Source organism: Caulobacter sp., from assembly GCF_965279145.1.
Classification (GTDB): domain Bacteria; phylum Pseudomonadota; class Alphaproteobacteria; order Caulobacterales; family Caulobacteraceae; genus Caulobacter.
In genome coordinates, this window is sequence record NZ_OZ257139.1 from 763,407 (window position 1) to 779,302 (window position 15,896).

13 protein-coding genes are annotated in these 15,896 nt (G+C 68.5%); 8 read left to right on the forward strand and 5 right to left on the reverse strand.

Annotated features, from left to right (window positions below):
• The first annotated feature begins 21 nt into the window (after positions 1 to 21).
• The 3 genes from ACQY9P_RS03545 to ACQY9P_RS03555 are packed head-to-tail and all read left to right on the forward strand — an operon-like array spanning position 22 to position 4,560.
• Positions 22 to 1,110, forward strand: coding sequence for an SIS domain-containing protein (locus ACQY9P_RS03545; protein ID WP_421736639.1), 1,089 nt, complete (start codon positions 22 to 24; stop codon positions 1,108 to 1,110).
• A complete protein-coding gene (gene nagA, locus ACQY9P_RS03550; protein WP_421736638.1) occupies positions 1,110 to 2,276 on the forward strand; it encodes an N-acetylglucosamine-6-phosphate deacetylase in 1,167 nt (388 codons plus the stop codon). Before ACQY9P_RS03545 ends, nagA begins: the two co-directional genes overlap by 1 nt.
• Positions 2,245 to 4,560, forward strand: a complete 2,316-nt coding sequence (locus ACQY9P_RS03555; RefSeq protein ID WP_421736637.1) for a GH92 family glycosyl hydrolase — start codon at positions 2,245 to 2,247, stop codon at positions 4,558 to 4,560. Before nagA ends, ACQY9P_RS03555 begins: the two co-directional genes overlap by 32 nt.
• Before the next feature lie 25 nt (positions 4,561 to 4,585).
• On the opposite strand, the gene ACQY9P_RS03560 is transcribed toward ACQY9P_RS03555, so the two are convergent.
• Positions 4,586 to 5,641 (reverse strand): DUF2855 family protein, encoded by a 1,056-nt coding sequence (locus ACQY9P_RS03560; protein ID WP_421736636.1) that lies wholly within the window; start codon positions 5,639 to 5,641, stop codon positions 4,586 to 4,588.
• Positions 5,642 to 5,839: 198 nt separating this feature from the next.
• Positions 5,840 to 7,222 (reverse strand): carotenoid oxygenase family protein, encoded by a 1,383-nt coding sequence (locus ACQY9P_RS03565; protein ID WP_421736635.1) that lies wholly within the window; start codon positions 7,220 to 7,222, stop codon positions 5,840 to 5,842.
• Between the two features lie 91 nt (positions 7,223 to 7,313).
• On the opposite strand from ACQY9P_RS03565, the gene ACQY9P_RS03570 reads away from it, so the two are divergent.
• Positions 7,314 to 7,919, forward strand: coding sequence for a TetR/AcrR family transcriptional regulator (locus ACQY9P_RS03570; RefSeq protein ID WP_421736634.1), 606 nt, complete (start codon positions 7,314 to 7,316; stop codon positions 7,917 to 7,919).
• A gap of 105 nt (positions 7,920 to 8,024) precedes the next feature.
• Positions 8,025 to 8,927 carry an EamA family transporter gene (locus ACQY9P_RS03575; RefSeq protein WP_421736633.1) on the forward strand — a complete coding sequence of 301 codons (903 nt, stop codon included), beginning with the start codon at positions 8,025 to 8,027 and terminating at the stop codon, positions 8,925 to 8,927.
• 74 nt (positions 8,928 to 9,001) lie between these two features.
• On the opposite strand, the gene ACQY9P_RS03580 is transcribed toward ACQY9P_RS03575, so the two are convergent.
• Positions 9,002 to 9,199 carry a hypothetical protein gene (locus ACQY9P_RS03580; RefSeq protein ID WP_421736632.1) on the reverse strand — a complete coding sequence of 66 codons (198 nt, stop codon included), beginning with the start codon at positions 9,197 to 9,199 and terminating at the stop codon, positions 9,002 to 9,004.
• A gap of 114 nt (positions 9,200 to 9,313) precedes the next feature.
• Here ACQY9P_RS03580 and ACQY9P_RS03585 point away from each other — a divergent pair, with 114 nt between their 5' ends.
• From ACQY9P_RS03585 to ACQY9P_RS03595, 3 genes are all read left to right on the forward strand, one after another.
• Positions 9,314 to 10,456, forward strand: a complete 1,143-nt coding sequence (locus tag ACQY9P_RS03585) for an alpha/beta fold hydrolase (protein ID WP_421736631.1) — start codon at positions 9,314 to 9,316, stop codon at positions 10,454 to 10,456.
• Between the two features lie 121 nt (positions 10,457 to 10,577).
• Positions 10,578 to 11,873 (forward strand): O-acetylhomoserine aminocarboxypropyltransferase/cysteine synthase family protein, encoded by a 1,296-nt coding sequence (locus ACQY9P_RS03590; RefSeq protein WP_421736630.1) that lies wholly within the window; start codon positions 10,578 to 10,580, stop codon positions 11,871 to 11,873.
• A gap of 60 nt (positions 11,874 to 11,933) precedes the next feature.
• Entirely contained in the window at positions 11,934 to 12,959 is a 1,026-nt protein-coding gene (locus ACQY9P_RS03595; RefSeq protein WP_421736629.1) for a beta-eliminating lyase-related protein, read from the forward strand.
• Here ACQY9P_RS03595 and ACQY9P_RS03600 read toward each other — a convergent pair.
• On the reverse strand, positions 12,860 to 15,082 hold the full coding sequence (locus ACQY9P_RS03600; RefSeq protein WP_421736628.1) for a putative bifunctional diguanylate cyclase/phosphodiesterase: 2,223 nt from the start codon (positions 15,080 to 15,082) through the stop codon (positions 12,860 to 12,862). The genes ACQY9P_RS03595 and ACQY9P_RS03600 overlap by 100 nt on opposite strands.
• A 177-nt stretch (positions 15,083 to 15,259) precedes the next feature.
• The gene (locus ACQY9P_RS03605) at positions 15,260 to 15,895 is read right to left on the reverse strand and encodes a carboxymuconolactone decarboxylase family protein (RefSeq protein WP_421736627.1); all 636 of its coding nucleotides are present in this window, start codon (positions 15,893 to 15,895) and stop codon (positions 15,260 to 15,262) included.
• Position 15,896: the final 1 nt, after the last annotated feature.

Genomic DNA, 15,896 nt, shown 5'->3' on the forward strand with positions numbered 1-15,896 from the left:
GTTCATTTGAAGGAATAGAGCTTGGAGGCGCCCATCTTGACCCGTCCCGAGGCCCCCGCGCCCGAGCCCGCCCCGTCGCGGCTGACGCCGGAATCGACGCGGATGTTCCTGGAAGCGGGTCAGGCGTCGCGGGTTGTCGCCACCCAGCTGGAGGCCAACGCCGCCCGGGTCGAGGCCATCGCCGCGCGCCTGCGCGCCAGCCCGCCCCGCGCCGTCGTCACCTGCGCGCGCGGCAGCTCCGATCACGCCGCCACCTTCGCCAAGTACCTGATCGAGACCCGGGTCGGCGTCCTGACCTCGTCGGCCGCCCTGTCGGTCAGCTCGGTCTATGCCGCGCCCCAGGCCATGGACGGGGTGCTCTACCTGGCCATTTCGCAGTCGGGCAAGAGCCCCGACCTGCTGGCCTCGGTGCGCGCCGCCAAGGCGGCCGGCGCCTTCACCCTCGCCCTGGTCAATGACGAGACCTCGCCCCTGGCCCTGCTGGTCGACGAGGTCCTGCCGCTGCACGCCGGTCCCGAGCTGAGCGTGGCGGCCACCAAGTCGTATATCGCCGCCCTGTCGGCCATCACCCATCTGGTGGCGGCCTGGACCGGCGACGCCGACCTGGCCGACGGCCTGGCCGCCCTGCCCGCCGGCCTGGCCAAGGCCTGGGCCCTGGACTGGACCCCCGCCGTCGAGCGCCTGAAGCCGGCCCGCAACCTCTATGTGCTGGGACGCGGCGTCGGCTTCGGCGTCGCCCAGGAGGCGGCCCTGAAGTTCAAGGAGACCTGCGGCCTGCATGCCGAGGCCTTCAGCGCCGCCGAGGTGCTGCACGGCCCCATGGCGCTGGTGAAGGCCGGCTTCCCGGTGCTGGTCTTCGCCCAGAACGACGAGAGCCGCGACAGCGTCGACGCCATGACCGCCGGCCTGGCGGCCCGCGACGCCGAGGTGCTGCTGGCCCGCGCCGGCGAGACGGGAGAGGGCGCCCTGCCCGCCCTGGCCGCTCACCCGGCCATCGAGCCGATCCTGATGATCCAGAGCTTCTACCGGATGGCCAATGCGCTGTCGGTGGCGCGCGGCTATGATCCCGACAGCCCGCCCCATCTCAACAAGGTCACAGAAACCGTCTGATGCAGGCTGTTCTCGTAAATGGCCGCGTCCTGACGGAAGACGGCGTCGCCCTGGGCCAGTGCGTGGTGATCGAGGCTGGACGGATCGCCGCGATCCTGCCGGCCGCCGACGCGCCCGCCGGCGCGACCCAGTATGACCTGCGCGGCGGCCTGCTGGTTCCCGGCTTCATCGACACCCAGGTCAATGGCGGCGGCGGGGTATTGTTCAACGACGCCCCGACGGTGGAGACCATCGCCGCCATCGGCGCGGCCCACCGCCCGTTCGGGACCACCGGCTTCCTGCCCACCCTGATCAGCGACGACCTGGCCGTGGTCGACGCCGCCCTGCGCGCCACCGAAGCGGCGATCGCGGCCGGCGTGCCAGGCGTGCTGGGCATCCATATCGAGGGCCCGTTCCTCAACGCCAAGCGCAAGGGCATCCACGACGCCGGCAAGTTCCGGGTCATCGACGAGGCGGCCCTGGCTCTGCTGACCTCGCTGAAGGTGGGCAAGACCCTGGTCACCCTGGCGCCGGAGACCACCACGCCGGAGATGATCCGCAGGCTGACGCAGGCCGGCGTCATCGTCGCCGCCGGCCATACCAACGCCGCCTACGCCACGATGCGCAAGGCGCTGGCGGCGGGCCTGAGCGGCTTCACCCACCTGTTCAACGCCATGTCGCCCCTGACCAGCCGCGAGCCCGGCGCGGTCGGCGCGGCCCTGGAAAGCCAGACCGCCTGGTGCGGCCTGATCGTCGATGGCCGCCATGTCGATCCCGTGGTGCTGCGCATCGCCCTGCGCACCCGCCCCCGCGACCGCTTCATGCTGGTCACCGACGCCATGCCGACCGTGGGCATGGTCGACAAGAGCTTCGACCTGCAGGGTCGCCGCATCCACGTGGTCGACGGCGTCTGCGTCGATGATCACGGCACCCTGGCCGGCTCGGACCTGGACATGATCGGCGCGGTGCGCAACGCCGTCGCCATGCTGGACCTGTCCCTGCCCGACGCCGTCGCCATGGCCTCGTCCTCGCCCGCCGACTTCCTGGGCCTGACGGGCCAGCGCGGCCGCATCGCCATGGGCCAGGCGGCGGATCTCGTGCTGTTGGACGAGGCGCTGAACGTCGCCGCCACCTGGATCAATGGGGAAGAAGATCATGACCAGGAAGAGCGCTATCGCCGCGCCTAGCGGCGCGATGGGCCTGATCGCGGCCCTGGCGCTGGGCTCCAGCGTGATGGCCCAGACGCCCATCGGCGCCGCGCTTCTGGCCAAGGCCGATCCGTTCGTCGGCGTGGACGGCGGCGGCGTCGCCGGCGGCAACACCGTGCCCGGCGCCGGCGTTCCGTTCGGCTTCGTCTCGCTGAGCCCCGACACCACCAACGCCGACACGAACGGCTATGACTCCCGCAGCCCGATCATGGGCTTCAGCTATACCCACGTCAGCGGCACGGGCGGCTCGGGCAAGTACGGGAATTTCCGGGTCACCCCGACGGTCGGGCCGCTGCGGGTCAACCATCTGCATTTCGACAAGGTCGCGGAGCGGGCGTCTCCGGGCTTCTACGCGGTCGAGATCGGCAATGCGCCGGCCGACCGGATCAAGGTCGAACTGACCGCCTCGCGCCGGGTCGGCTTCCAGCGCCTGACCTATCCGGCGGTCCGCGAGAGCCAGCTGATCTTCGACGTCAGCTCGGTGATCGCCATGCGCGGGCGCGGCCAGCGTATTCGTCTGGCCAAGGTCGAGCTGATCGACGACCACACCCTGGCCGGCGAGGTCACGGTCGAGGGCGGCTGGAACCCCGCGCCCTACACCCTGTATTTCCACGCCGTCACCGATCGCCCGGCCAAGGCCTTCGGCGCCTGGAAGAGCGGCCAGGGCTGGATGGAGACCCAGCCCGGCGTCGGCCGGTCCGAGGGCGGCGTCCAGGTCAAGAGCGGCGAGAACCGCCAGGGCCTGATGATCGAGTACGACACCGAGCGCGAGTTCTCCAACCGCCTCGGCGCCTACCTGACCTTCGACACCACCACCGACCGTCAGGTCCAGATGAAGATGGCGGTGTCATTCATCAGCGCCGACAAGGCCCGCGCCAATCTCGCCGAGGAAATGCCCGGCTGGGATTTCGACGCCTGTCATCGCGGGGCGGAGGCGCAATGGAGCCAGGCCCTGGCCCAGATCCAGGTCGAGGGCGGCAGCGAGGCCCAGCAGCGGATCTTCTATTCGGCGCTCTACCGCGCCCACACCATGCCGCACGACCTGACCGGCGAGAACGTGTGGTGGAACTCCAGCGAGCCTCACTACGAGGACTTCTACACCCTGTGGGACACGTTCCGGACGCTGCATCCCCTGCTGACGATCATCCAGCCGCAGCGCCAGCGCGACATGCTGCGCTCGCTGATCGACACCTACGAGCACACCGGCTGGATGCCCGATGCGCGCATCGCCGGCACCAACGGCATGACCCAGGGCGGCTCCAATGGCGACATCCTGGTCGCCGACGCCGTGGTCAAGCGCTTGGGCGGGTTCGACAAGGCTCTGGCCTATGAGGCGATCCGCAAGAACGGCGAGGTCGATTCCGATCAGCCGTTCCTGCAGGGCCGGGTGCTGAAGGACTATCTGAAGCTGGGCTATGTGCCGTTCACCCAGACCCGGTCGGCGTCGCGGACCCTGGAATACGCCTATGACGACTACGCGATCGGCGTGGTGGCCAAGGCCCTGGGCAAAACCGAGGACGCCAGCCGCTATCTGGCGCGCTCGGGCAATTGGAAGAACATCTGGGACGACCAGCTCGGCTGCGTTCGCCCGCGCTACCCCGATGGCGAGTGGGTCGAGAACTACAGCTGCACCTACGAATATCCCGACCGCTCGGGTCCCTGGTGGGACGCCGTCTTCTACGAGGGCAACGCGCTCCAGTACTCGACCTATGTCCCGCAGGACGTGGCGGGCCTGATGGCCAAGGTGGGCGGGCCCGACAAGTTCATCGCCTGGCTCGACCACCTGTTCGACGGCCACTACTCGCAGGGCAACGAGCCCGACATCCTGGCGCCCTACCTGTATATCCACGCCGGCCGCCCGGATCGCACCGCCGAGATCGCGCGCCAGCTGATGGAAAAGCACTACCGCCTCGACCGCACCGGCCTGCCCGGCAACGACGACGCGGGCGCCATGTCCAGCTGGTATGTCTGGAACGCCATCGGCCTGTATCCCAATGCGGGGCAGCCCTATTACTACATCGCCTCGCCGGTGTTCACGCGCAGCGTCATCGCGGTGGAGGGCGGCAAGACCTTCGTCATCAACGCGCCGGCGGCCTCGCGCGACAATCGCTATGTCGCGGCGGCGCGGCTGAACGGCAAGCCGGTGGATCGCGCCTGGATCACCCATGACGAACTGGCGCGCGGCGGCGTGCTGGACCTGACCATGGCGCCCGCTCCGTCCGGCTGGGCCAGAACCTTCTCTGCGCCGCCATCGGGTCTGTGAACGCGTTGGCGGCGCGCCGAGGCGGCTAGGGGACCAGAATGCAGCCCACCTCGGCCGAGGACCGGCCGTCCAGCACGGTCCGGTAGGTCTCGGCGATCGCGGCCTGTCCGACGCCGCGCTCGACTTTCAGCCACCGCGCCGCGTCGGCCACGAAGGCGGCCCAAGCGGCGCCATAGCGGCTCTCGAAGCCGCCGGGGCCCCAGTCTTCCTGGCGCTTCTTCACGCGGTCAGGGGCGAAGAACAGGATCGGCTTGGGGCCTGGCAGTTCCCCCGCGCCGCGCCGGGCCTCCCAGTGGGTGCCGCCCACCAGGCAGGAATAGGCCAGATCTTCGCCGAACCGCTGGTGAACGCCGGCCAGCACGGCCGAGTCTCCGGCGAAGTCGACAAACACCGTCGGCGTCGCGATCGGCGCTGTGGGCAGATCGTCATAGACCACGACCTGATCGTAGAGCCCCAGCGCCTCGACGAACGCCACGTTGCGCGGCGAGGTCAGGCCCACGACCTTGACCCCACCCCTCTGCTTGAGCTGGAACGCCAGACCGATCGCCGTCTTGGACGAGGCGCTGGAGAGGATGATCGACCTGGCGCCGAACATGTCGTGCTCGCCCAGGAAGTCGTCGATCAGGAAGGCGGTGATGTAGAGGGGCTGCAGCAGGGCCCGATGCGCCTCAAAGCCATCGTCGGCGGGAACGGCCGCGTATTGGTTATAGACCGCCGCCAGATGCTGGCGGTGCGGCGCGGCGTCGGCGAAGCCGCCCCGCGTCTTGCGCGCCTGCACCGTCAGATGGCTCGACATCGGATAGTAGCCGTAGAACCGCTGGCCGACGGCGATGTCGGGATGGTTCGAGGCCTCGACCGTCGCGAAACCCCAGACCGGCACCCGGCCGAAACCCTCGGTCGCCGGGAAGAAATCCCAGTAGCGCATCGCCTCGCCGAACACGGCGTAGGTGATGTTGTTGGCGGTCAGGGCGAAGCTGTCGACGGCCAGCCGAACGTCGTTCTCGCCCAGGTCAGGCAGGGTCGCGGGCTGGAATTGCGTCTGTCTCAGGTCGGTCTTGGCGACCAGAAAATCCCAGGCCATGGCGGCGCTCCCTTGGTTGTTGGGGGTGAGGTAACAGGACCTTCCGCGATCAAGTCAAACACTTGTTCGCCACCCTTCTCCCCTTGCGGGAGAAGGTGGTCGCGAAGCGGACGGATGAGGGGTTTCACCTGATCCGTCCGCGCGACCCCTCATCCGTCGCCTGACGGCGACACCTTCTCCCGCAAGGGGAGAAGGCTGCTAGGCGTTGACCCAGTTGCCATGAAACCCGAACGGCACGCGCCGGGGCAGCCTGGCGCTCGCCACCGGCCCCGCCGCCACGTTCATCGCGTCCAGCACCACCAGCTCGCTGACGTTCAGCTGTCCGCGATAGACCACCGCCGTCAGCCAGCCCTCGCCTTCCGGCGCGTCCGGTGACGCGGGCGTGAACACCGCCTCGGAGATCGCGTCGCCCGCCGGCGCGGTCCAGTCGGCCCGCACGCCGGTCTCAAGGTCGATATGGGCGATGATGTTGGCGCGGAAGTCGCCGGGCTTGAGGCTCTGACCGACGAACCAGCCGTGGCGATAGGGCAGGCCCGCCAGCCGCTCGTCAAAGCGCGGGAACTCGCCGGCCAGATCGTCGAGCGGTGCCTCGGTGACCGAGCCGGTCGTCAGGTCGATCGTCCAGCGCACCAGATAGGCCGCCGCGTTCTCGCCTCGCGTGCCGTCGGCATTGGGGAACAACGGCGCCGAGGCGTAGCGCATCACGTCGACGATGATGGTCTCGCCCTCATCGAAGGCGTTCATCACGTGGAAGACATAGCCCTTGGGGGCCTCGATCCAGCGCAGGCTGGCCACGCCCTGGTCGCGACGCATCACGGCCAGCTGGCCGCCCTTTTCCGGCTCCCAGGCGAACGCCGGCTTGCCGGCCATGGCCCGTTGCAGGCTGCCCGTCAGGGGCAGGACCGGGATCACCACGTGGTCGCGGGTGACCGCGAAGTCGTGGATCATCGAGCAATAGGGCGCCGCGAAGGTCTCGCGCTTGAGAAGCTTTCCGGTCGCGTCGGCCACGCCCCAGCTGATCTGGCTGGACAGCGGCATCGGGTCGTCGGCATAGGCGAAGAACACCATCTCGCCGGTGATCGGGCAGGTCTTGGGGTGGGCCGTGACCTTGCCGCCCAGGTCATGCGGGCCGATCGAGTCGAGCGCGGGCCCGGAGAGCTGGAACGGCGCATGCGCCTCCTCCAGCGCCAGCAACCGGCCGGCGTGCTGGACGATGTTGGTGTTGGCCACGCCGCTGTCGGTTCCCAGGACCGCAGGGTCGGTGGTCATGGGATTGCCCCAGCTGCCGAACAGGGCCCGGCCCGCCGCGTGCTCGACCGTCCACTTGTTCGTGCGGACCCAGCGGTTGCGATAGTGGACCTTGCCGTCGGCGATCGTGAAGGCGTGCAGCATGCCGTCGCCGACGAACCAGTGATAGTTGGCGTCGCGCGGGTCGAACTGCGGGTTGGGGCCGTTGCGGTACAGCGTGCCCGACAGGCCGGCGGGCAGCGCGCCCTCCACCGGCAGCTCAAAGTCATCCTCGCTGCGCACCGGCGCGAAATTGCCGCTCAGAAAGGGGTTGATGCGAACTTCGCCGTCCATGGCCGATCTCCCTGACGCCTGTCGAAAGGCTTATTGTTTACGTTGTAAATTTATGTTGTAAGCGAATGCCTGAGTCAACTCGGATTCCGCCTTGCCCCGCGTTCTGTCCTCCGAAGACGTTGAAGACTTCCGCCGCCGCCTGTGCGCGGCCGCCGAGAGCCTGTTCGCCGAGCGTGGCCCAGAGGCCGTAACCATGCGCGAACTGGCCACCGCCATGGGCGTCAGCCCCATGACCCCCTATCGCTACTTCAAGGACAAGGACGCTATCCTGGCGGCCGTGCGGGCGGCGGCCTTCACCCGCTTCGCCGAAACCATCGAGGGGGCGATGGCCCTGCCGGGCTCCGCCGTGGACAAGTCACGCCAGGCCGCGGGGGCCTATGTCGACTTCGCCCTCGAGCAGCCCCAGGCCTACAAGCTGATGTTCGACCTCTCGCAGCCGACCGAGAATGACTACCCCGAACTGACCGCCGCTGCGGCGCGCGCCCGGCGCACCATGACCGCCCATGTCGAGGCCATGATCAAGGCCGGCGCCATCCAGGGGGACGCCGAAATGATCGGCCATGTGTTCTGGACCATCCTGCACGGCAGCCTGGTGCTGCAGCTGTCGGGCAAGCTTTCGCCCTCGATCGACCCCCAGAAGCTGCGTCAGACCGCGTTCGCGCTGCTCGGGCGCGGCCTTGACCTGGCGATGGGCTGAGTCCAGCGGCGGCCCGGCATTGTCATCGAGACAATGTTTCCGTTGCGACGCGGCGCACGGGGGTTCAAGTCCCCGTCAAGCCTAGCCTCGGATCGGTTTTGTCCCATGACCAACGCTCCCCTGCCCTTGCGCCACTTCCTGCTGGCGCTGGCCGTGGTGGCGGTGTGGGGGACCAATTTCGTGGTCATCCGCATCGGACTGGACCACCTGCCGCCCCTGCTGTTCGCCACCCTGCGCTTCACCCTGGTGCTGCTGCCGATGGCGTTTTTCGTGAAGCGTCCGGCCGTGCCGTGGTGGAACCTGGCGGCCTATGGCGTGCTGATCGGGGCGGGGCAATTCGGGCTGCTGTTCATGGCCATGAAGGGCCATATCTCGCCCGGCCTGGCGTCGCTGGTCGTGCAGACCCAGGTGTTCTTCACCATCGGCATGGCCATGCAGATCAATCGCGAGAAGGTGCAGGGCTTCCAGATCGTCGCCCTGCTGCTGGCCGCCTCGGGCATCGTGCTGATCGCCGCGCATGGCGGCGGCGCGGCCACGCCGCTGGGCGTGCTGCTGGTGCTGCTGGCCGCCGCCAGCTGGTCGGGGGGCAATATCGTCGCCCGCCAGGCCGGCAGCGTGAACATGCTGGGCTATGTGGTCTGGGCCAGCCTGTTCTCGATCCCGCCGCTGTTTCTCATGTCGCTGTGGCTGGAAGGCTGGAGCGCCATGGTTCACGGCGTCCGCTCGGCCGACGCCCTGACCTGGGCGGCGGTGCTGTGGCAGGCCGTCGGCAACACCATGTTCGGCTACGCCGCCTGGGGCTGGCTGCTGGCCCGCCACCCGGCCGCGACCGTCACGCCGATGGCCCTGCTGGTGCCAGTGTTCGGCATGGGCGCCTCGGCCCTTTTGCTGCACGAGGGCCTGCCCGGCTGGAAGCTGGCGGCCGCGGCGCTGGTGCTAACCGGCCTGGCGGTGAATATGCTTTGGCCGAAGGTGCGGGGGCGGTTTTTAGCTAAGGCCCAAGCATGACTTACGCGCGAAAAGTCGTTCTGCGGCTGCCTCTTTCGGACAGTGCGGCGCTGAAACCATTCGTCGAGCAATGTCTACGTGATCAAGTCGCGCTGGTCGCCATTGTGGGCGATGATGCCGACGAGATCGAGGATCGCATTGACGATATCCTGGTCGACGATGGTTCCGATCCCAGCGGCTTCTTCGTCACCAGCAGCCACATGGATGAACCCATCGAGGATGTCTTGTTCTTCGCTCAAGCCTATGAGGCCGACCAGGGCGGTGAAGTTCAAGAAATCCGCCTCTAAATCTTCCGCTCTCCCCGGCGAAGGCCGGGGAGAGCGGAGGTTTCGGTTGACCTCCCCGACGTCACCCGCCTGACCCTCCGACAAAACAGGGAGGACGCCATGGCCACGCCGTTCAAGGTCGAGTGGAGCCAGGAAGCCGTCGACAGGGTCCGCGCCCAGGTGCGGGCCTACGAATTCCCCGTCTCGCCGGAGGGCGGCGGCTGGAACCATGGCTGCGACGCCGAGACGCTGAAACGCCTGGCCGCCTACTGGGCCGACGGGTTTGATGTCGGCAAGGCGCAAGAGACCCTCAATCGCTATCCGCAGTTCACGGCCAGGGTCGAGGATCTCGACATCCACTATGTCCACGTGATCGGCGAGGCGGGCGGCAAGCGCCCGCTGCTGCTGACCCATGGCTGGCCGGGCAGCCACTTCGAATTCTGGGACGCCATCGAGCCCCTGGCCTTCCCGTCGCGCCACGGCGGCGACCCGGCCGACGCCTTTGATCTGGTGATCCCGTCCCTGCCGGGCTTTGGCTTCTCCGGAAAGCCCAAGGCGCCGATCGGTCAGCGGACCACCGCGCGGCTGTTCAACACCCTGATGACCCAGGAACTGGGCTACGACCGCTATCTGGCCCAGGGCGGCGACTGGGGTGGCCTCGTCACCTCATGGCTGGGGCTGGACCATGCGGCGCATGTGAAAGCCATCCACCTGAACATGATCGGCTTTCGCCCGGACGGCCCGCCGCAGGGCGAGGCCGAGATCGCCTGGATCCAGCGCACGGGCTTCGCCATGGACGTCATGGGCGCCTATTTCCGGCTGCAGGCCTCCAAGCCACAGTCCCTGGCCTGGCTGGGCGCGGGTAATCCCGTGGGCCAGGCCGCCTGGATCCTGGAGCGCTTCCACGACTGGGCCGACCTGTCGGGCAAGCCGTTCGAGGAGGTGTTCAGCGACGACCAGCTGCTGACCAACATCATGCTGTACGTGATGACCGGCAGCTTCACGACCGGCGCCTGGTACTATCGCGGCCTGATGGAGGAAGGCGGCATCGTCCTGCCGGCCGGAACCCGCTGCGAAACCCCCACCGCCTTCGCCAATTTCCCGGGAGAGGCCCTGTATCAGGCCCCGCCGCGCAGCTGGTGCGACCGGGCCTACAACATCACCCGCTGGACCGACATGCCGCGCGGCGGACACTTCGGGGCGATGGAAGAGCCTGAGCTGTTCGTCGACGACGTGCGGGCCTGGGCGCGCGAGGTCAGGTGACAGGGCCGGGACGCGCGCCTCAAATTTTCTAAGGCGCCGACAAGAATATCCGGCGTTTTACCCCGGCGCGGCCGGACTAGGGTCGCCCGGTCCTTTTCAGGAAAAGTCGCAGGAAACGCCGATGACCGACCGCAAGCTTCACCCCGAAACCCTGGCCCTGCACGCCGGCTGGCGCGCCGATCCCGCGACGGGCGCGGTCGCGCCGCCGATCTATCAGACCACCTCGTATCAGTTCGAAAGCACCGAGCACGCCTCAGACCTGTTCGCCCTGCGCAAGCTGGGCAACATCTATACGCGCCTGGGCAACCCGACGACCGACATCCTGGAACAGCGCCTGGCTGCCCTGGAAGGCGGCGCCGCGGCCCTGGCGGTGGCTTCGGGCCAGGCGGCCTCGGCCACGGCGATCCAGAACCTGGCCCGGGCCGGCGACAATATCGTCAGCTCGACCGACCTCTATGGCGGCACCTGGAACCTGTTCGCCAACACCCTGCGCGACCAGGGGATCGAGGTGCGCTTTGTCGATCCGGAAGATCCCCAGGCCTTCGCCCGCGCCACCGATGAGCGCACCCGCGCCTACTATGCCGAGACCCTGCCCAATCCGAAGCTGACCGTCTTCCCGATCGCCGAGGTGGCCGAGATCGGCCGCAAGCTGGGCGTCCCGCTGATCGTCGACAACACCGCCGCCCCGCTGCTGGCCCGGCCGCTGGAGCACGGCGCGGCGATCGTCGTCTATTCCACCACCAAATATATCGGCGGCCACGGCACCTCGATCGGCGGCGTAATCATCGACGGCGGCAATTTCGACTGGACCGCCCATCCCGAGCGCAGCCCGACGCTGAACACCCCCGACCCCAGCTATCACGGCGCGGTCTGGTCGGAAGCCGCCAAGCCGCTGGGGCCCATCGCCTATATCCTGCGGGCTCGCACGGTGCTGCTGCGCGACCTGGGCGCGGCCCTGTCGCCGTTCAACGCCTTCCAGATCCTGCAGGGCGTCGAGACCCTGCCGCTGCGCATCACCCGCCATAGCGAGAACGCGGCGGCCGTCGCCAAGGCCCTGTCGCAGACGTCCGGCGTGACCCGCGTGATCCACCCCAGCGTCCAGACCGGCGTCCAGCGCGAGCGCGCCGACCGCTACCTGTCGGGCGGCTATGGCGGGCTGGTCGGCTTCGAACTGGCCGGGGGACGCGAGGCGGGACGCAAGTTCATCGACAGCCTCAAGCTCTTCTATCACGTGGCCAATATCGGCGACGCCCGCAGCCTGGCCATCCACCCGGCCTCGACCACCCATTCGCAGCTGAGCGCCGACGAGCAGCGCGCGACCGGGGTTTCGGACGGCTATGTGCGCCTTTCGATCGGTCTGGAGCATATCGACGACATCCTGGCCGATCTGAACCAGGCCCTGGCGGCGGCCCAGTAAGGCGCTCGCGACGTGGGTTCCGGCTTGCCCGGAGCCCACGCCTGCCCCTATCCAGAGGGCATGACAAAAGCCCGCTACGACTTCGCTTCCGACAATGTCGCCGGCGCCATGCCCGAGGTGATCGAGGCGCTGGTCGCCGCCAATGCCGGCGCGGCCTCGGGCTACGGGACCGACCATGTCAGCGCCGCCGCCGCCGAGCGTATCCGGGCCCTGCTGGACGCCGACGCCCAGGTGCGCTTCACCGCCTCGGGTACGGCGGCCAACGCCTTCGCCCTGACGGTCCTGGCCCATCCGCACGAGGCGGTGCTGGCCCACGAGCACGCCCACATCCTGACCGACGAGACCGGAGCCCCCGGCTTCTTCGGCCAGGGTGTCGGCCTGATCGGCCTGCCGGGCCCGTCGGGACGGATCGAACTGGCGGGCCTAGAAGCGGCCCTGGCGCGGCCCGAGGTGTCCTATAATCAGCCGGCGGCGGCCCTGTCCCTGACCACCGCCACCGAATACGGCACGGTCTATGACGAGGCCCACCTGCTGTCGTTGATCGCGCCGGTGAAGGCCAAGGGCTATGGCGTCCACCTCGACGGCGCGCGACTGGCCAACGCCGTGGCGGCGGGCTTTGACCTGAAGTCGGTGGCGAAGATGGGCGTCGACATCCTGGTCATGGGCGGCACCAAGGCCGGCTCGACCCCGACCGAGGCCGTGGTGTTCCTCAATCCCGACCACGCCCGCCGGCTGGACGCCCGGCTGAAGCACGCCGGCCAGTTGGTCAGCAAGGGCCGCTTCCTGGCCGCCCCGTGGCTGGGCCTGCTGGGTGAAGCCAACGACGGCGGACCTTGGGCCCAGCGCGCGGCGCACGCCAACGCCATGGCCCGCAAGCTGGCGGCCCTGATGCCCTTCCCTGTCCGTCACCCGGTCGAGGCCAACGGCGTCTTCGTCGACATGGACGACGCGGCCCTCGAGCGCCTGCGCGGCGAGGGCTGGTTCGTCTATCGCTTCCTGGACGGCACGGCCCGCTTCATGTGCTCCTGGGCCACGACGCCCGAGAGCGTCGAGGACCTGGGCGCGGCCTTGAGCCGGATCGCCTGAGCTGGCGCGCGCAGGTCGCGCGCCTCCACGTTCAGCATCCGGGCGATGTCCGACGCCGGGGAGGGGCGGCTGATGAAGTAGCCCTGGATCTCGGCGCAGCCCTGGTCGCGCAGGGCGTTCAGCTGCTCCACAGTCTCGACGCCCTCGGCCGTGGTGACGATGCCCAGGCTGGCGCCCAGGTCGAGCACCGCCTTGATGATCGCCAGGGCGTCGCTGTCCTTCAGGATGTCGCGCACGAAGGTCTGGTCGATCTTGATCTTGTCGAACGGGAAGCTGCGCAGATAGCTCAGCGAGCTGTAACCGGTGCCGAAGTCGTCCATAGAGATGCGCACGCCCAGGGCCCGCAGGTCGTGCAGCATGGTCATGTTGGCGGCGTTGTCCTGCAGCAGCACCGACTCGGTGATCTCCAGCTCCAGCCGCTCGGCGGGCAGGCCCGAGGTGGCCAGGGCCGAGACCACCGTGCGCACCAGGGCGCGGTCGCGGAACTGGGCCGGCGACAGATTGACCGCCAGCCGCACGTGATCGGGCCAGGTAGCCGCCTCGGCGCAGGCTTCGCGCAGCACCCATTCGCCCAGCTGGACGATCAGGCCGATCTCCTCGGCCAGGGGAATGAAATCGGCGGGCGAGACCATGCCGCGCTCGGGATGGTTCCAGCGCAACAGCGCTTCGCAGCCCGTCACCCGGTCGTCGCCCAGATGGTAGAGCGGCTGGTAGTAGAGCTGGAATTCGCCGGCCACCAGGGCGCGGCGCAGGTCAAGCTCCAAGGCCCGGCGGGCCTGGAGCTGTTCGTCCATGGCCGGCTCGAAGAAGTGGAAGGCGCCGCGCCCGTCGGCCTTGGCGCGGTACAGGGCCATGTCGGCCTTCTTGAGCAGCTCGTCGGCGTCGTCGCCGTCGGACGGCGCGACGGACACCCCGACGCTGGCGCCGATCACCACATGATGACCGTGCAGGTCGAACGGCGCGGCCATGGCCTTGACCACCCGCTCGGCCAGGCGCGTGGCCCCGGTCAGGTCAGACAGGCCCGTCTGCACGACCGCGAACTCGTCGCCGCCCAGCCGCGCCACGGTGTCGCCGTCGCGGACGCAGCCGCGCAGGCGCTCGGCGGCGATGCGCAGCAGCTCATCACCGATCGGATGGCCCAGGGTGTCATTGACGCTCTTGAAGCGGTCGAGATCGATGAAGTGCACGGCCAGCTGGTCGCCCTTGCGCCGGCGCCGTGACAGGGCCTCGCCCAGATGCCTCTGGAACAGCACGCGGTTGGGCAGTTCGGTCAGGGGGTCGTAATGGGCCAGACGAGCGATCTGGGCCTCGGCGCGCTTGCGCTCAGCGATGTCTTCCGACACGCCCAGCACATATTCGGCGCGGCCGTCGGCGTCGGCGATGGCAATTTTCTTTGTACGGAGGATGGCCAGGCTGCCGTCCTTGCGCGGCACCAGGTCCTCCTCGATGATCCGGACCTCGCCGGACTCGATCACATCGCGGTCACGCTCGGTATAGAGGACGGCGTGCTCGGCCGAATGGAAGTCGGCGTCGGTGCGGCCGATCACCTCGTCGCGCGAGAAGCCCAGGATCTTTTCGCCGGCGCGGTTCAGCAGCACATAGCGGTGGTCGTCGGCCCGCTTGACGAAGACCATCGAGGGCATGGCCTCGACGACCGCCGTCATGAAGATCTGCGCCCGCTCGGCGTCGGCCTTGGCGGCGGCCAGTTCGGCGACGCCCCGGCGATTGCTCTCGTTGGCGGCCTGCAGCAGGGCCAGCACGGTGCCGACACCCAGATAACGGCCGCCATCGGTGACGATGAAGCCCCGCAGCAGGTCGGAGGCCCGGTACGAAAGGCTGTCGGTCGTGAAGTCGGCCAGGGCCGTGTCGGCGTCCACCACCAGCGGCTCGACATCCATCAGCGCCGAAATCGGCCGGTTGGCATAGAGGGCGCGGCCGTACTCGGCCGCCATCCGCAGGAAGAAGGCGTTGCGCTCGACAAGACCAATCGGCCGGTCCTCGTCATCGAGCACCGGGATGATCAAGGTATCGGGCTCCTCGCGGAACCGTTCATAGAGTGTCTTGCCCAGGTCGTCGCGACGCGCCGGAGCCAGGGAAGAAACGGTATCTCGCAAAGTGAACATGGGCACGCCTCCACTACCGGAGGTAACGACCATTTCCCGACTAACGGCGTGCTAATACAGGCGCTTGTAGACACTCATTTCGCGAAAACTTCACCAGGGCGTCACAGTGCTTTCAGGGGCGTTTACCTTGATTGCCAAGGATCTCTCAAACACGCCCCGACTCCGCCCAGGGTAGCCCTACCGCCCCGTATCCATAAAGTCCCGCGCCGTGAAATCCTCCGGCGCGGCGATCTCCACGATCGGTTCGGCGCGGTCGTCGAACTCCAGGCGTAGGGCCCGGCTCATCACCGCGTGCATCTCGTAGAGGCAGGTGATGTAGGTCAGCTCCAGGATCTGCTCATCATCCAGAAAGCCCTTCAGGGCCTCGAACACGCCGTCGGCGACCCGGCCGCCGTCCAGGACCAGAGCGTCGGCATAGGCCAGCACGGCGCGCTCGCGGGCGTCGAAGACGTCGGACACCTGCCAGGCCGGCACGGCGGCGATCCTGGCTTCGGACACGCCCAGGCCACGCAGCGACTTGCAGTGCTGGGAGAACACGAACTGGCTCCCGCGCGCCCAGCCGGCCCGCGTCTGGGCCAGTTCGCGCAGCACCGGATCGATCTTGCGGGCCGGGTCGCGATACAGGCCAAAGCCGCGCGCGGCGTGGATCAGCACGTCGGGGCTGTTGGCGAACACCGTCCACCAGTCCCCGCGCGTGCCGGTGGCTGTGCCGGGCTGCGCGACGGGATCACGATCACCGAACAGCTGGTCGTAGAGGGCCAGGACCTTCGGATCGGTCACCTCGCCCCGCGGAACCTCGCGCAGACGCGGCACC

Excerpts from the sequence above, each read along its gene's own strand:
- nagA (WP_421736638.1), top strand. The coding sequence starts at position 1,110 with ATGCAGGCTGTTCTCGTAAATGGCCGCGTCCTGACGGAAGACGGCGTC.
- ACQY9P_RS03555 (WP_421736637.1), top strand. The coding sequence starts at position 2,245 with ATGACCAGGAAGAGCGCTATCGCCGCGCCTAGCGGCGCGATGGGCCTG.
- ACQY9P_RS03560 (WP_421736636.1), bottom strand. The coding sequence starts at position 5,641 with ATGGCCTGGGATTTTCTGGTCGCCAAGACCGACCTGAGACAGACGCAA.
- ACQY9P_RS03565 (WP_421736635.1), bottom strand. The coding sequence starts at position 7,222 with ATGGACGGCGAAGTTCGCATCAACCCCTTTCTGAGCGGCAATTTCGCG.
- ACQY9P_RS03575 (WP_421736633.1), top strand. The coding sequence starts at position 8,025 with ATGACCAACGCTCCCCTGCCCTTGCGCCACTTCCTGCTGGCGCTGGCC.
- ACQY9P_RS03585 (WP_421736631.1), top strand. The coding sequence starts at position 9,314 with ATGGCCACGCCGTTCAAGGTCGAGTGGAGCCAGGAAGCCGTCGACAGG.
- ACQY9P_RS03590 (WP_421736630.1), top strand. The coding sequence starts at position 10,578 with ATGACCGACCGCAAGCTTCACCCCGAAACCCTGGCCCTGCACGCCGGC.
- ACQY9P_RS03595 (WP_421736629.1), top strand. The coding sequence starts at position 11,934 with ATGACAAAAGCCCGCTACGACTTCGCTTCCGACAATGTCGCCGGCGCC.
- ACQY9P_RS03600 (WP_421736628.1), bottom strand. The coding sequence starts at position 15,082 with ATGTTCACTTTGCGAGATACCGTTTCTTCCCTGGCTCCGGCGCGTCGC.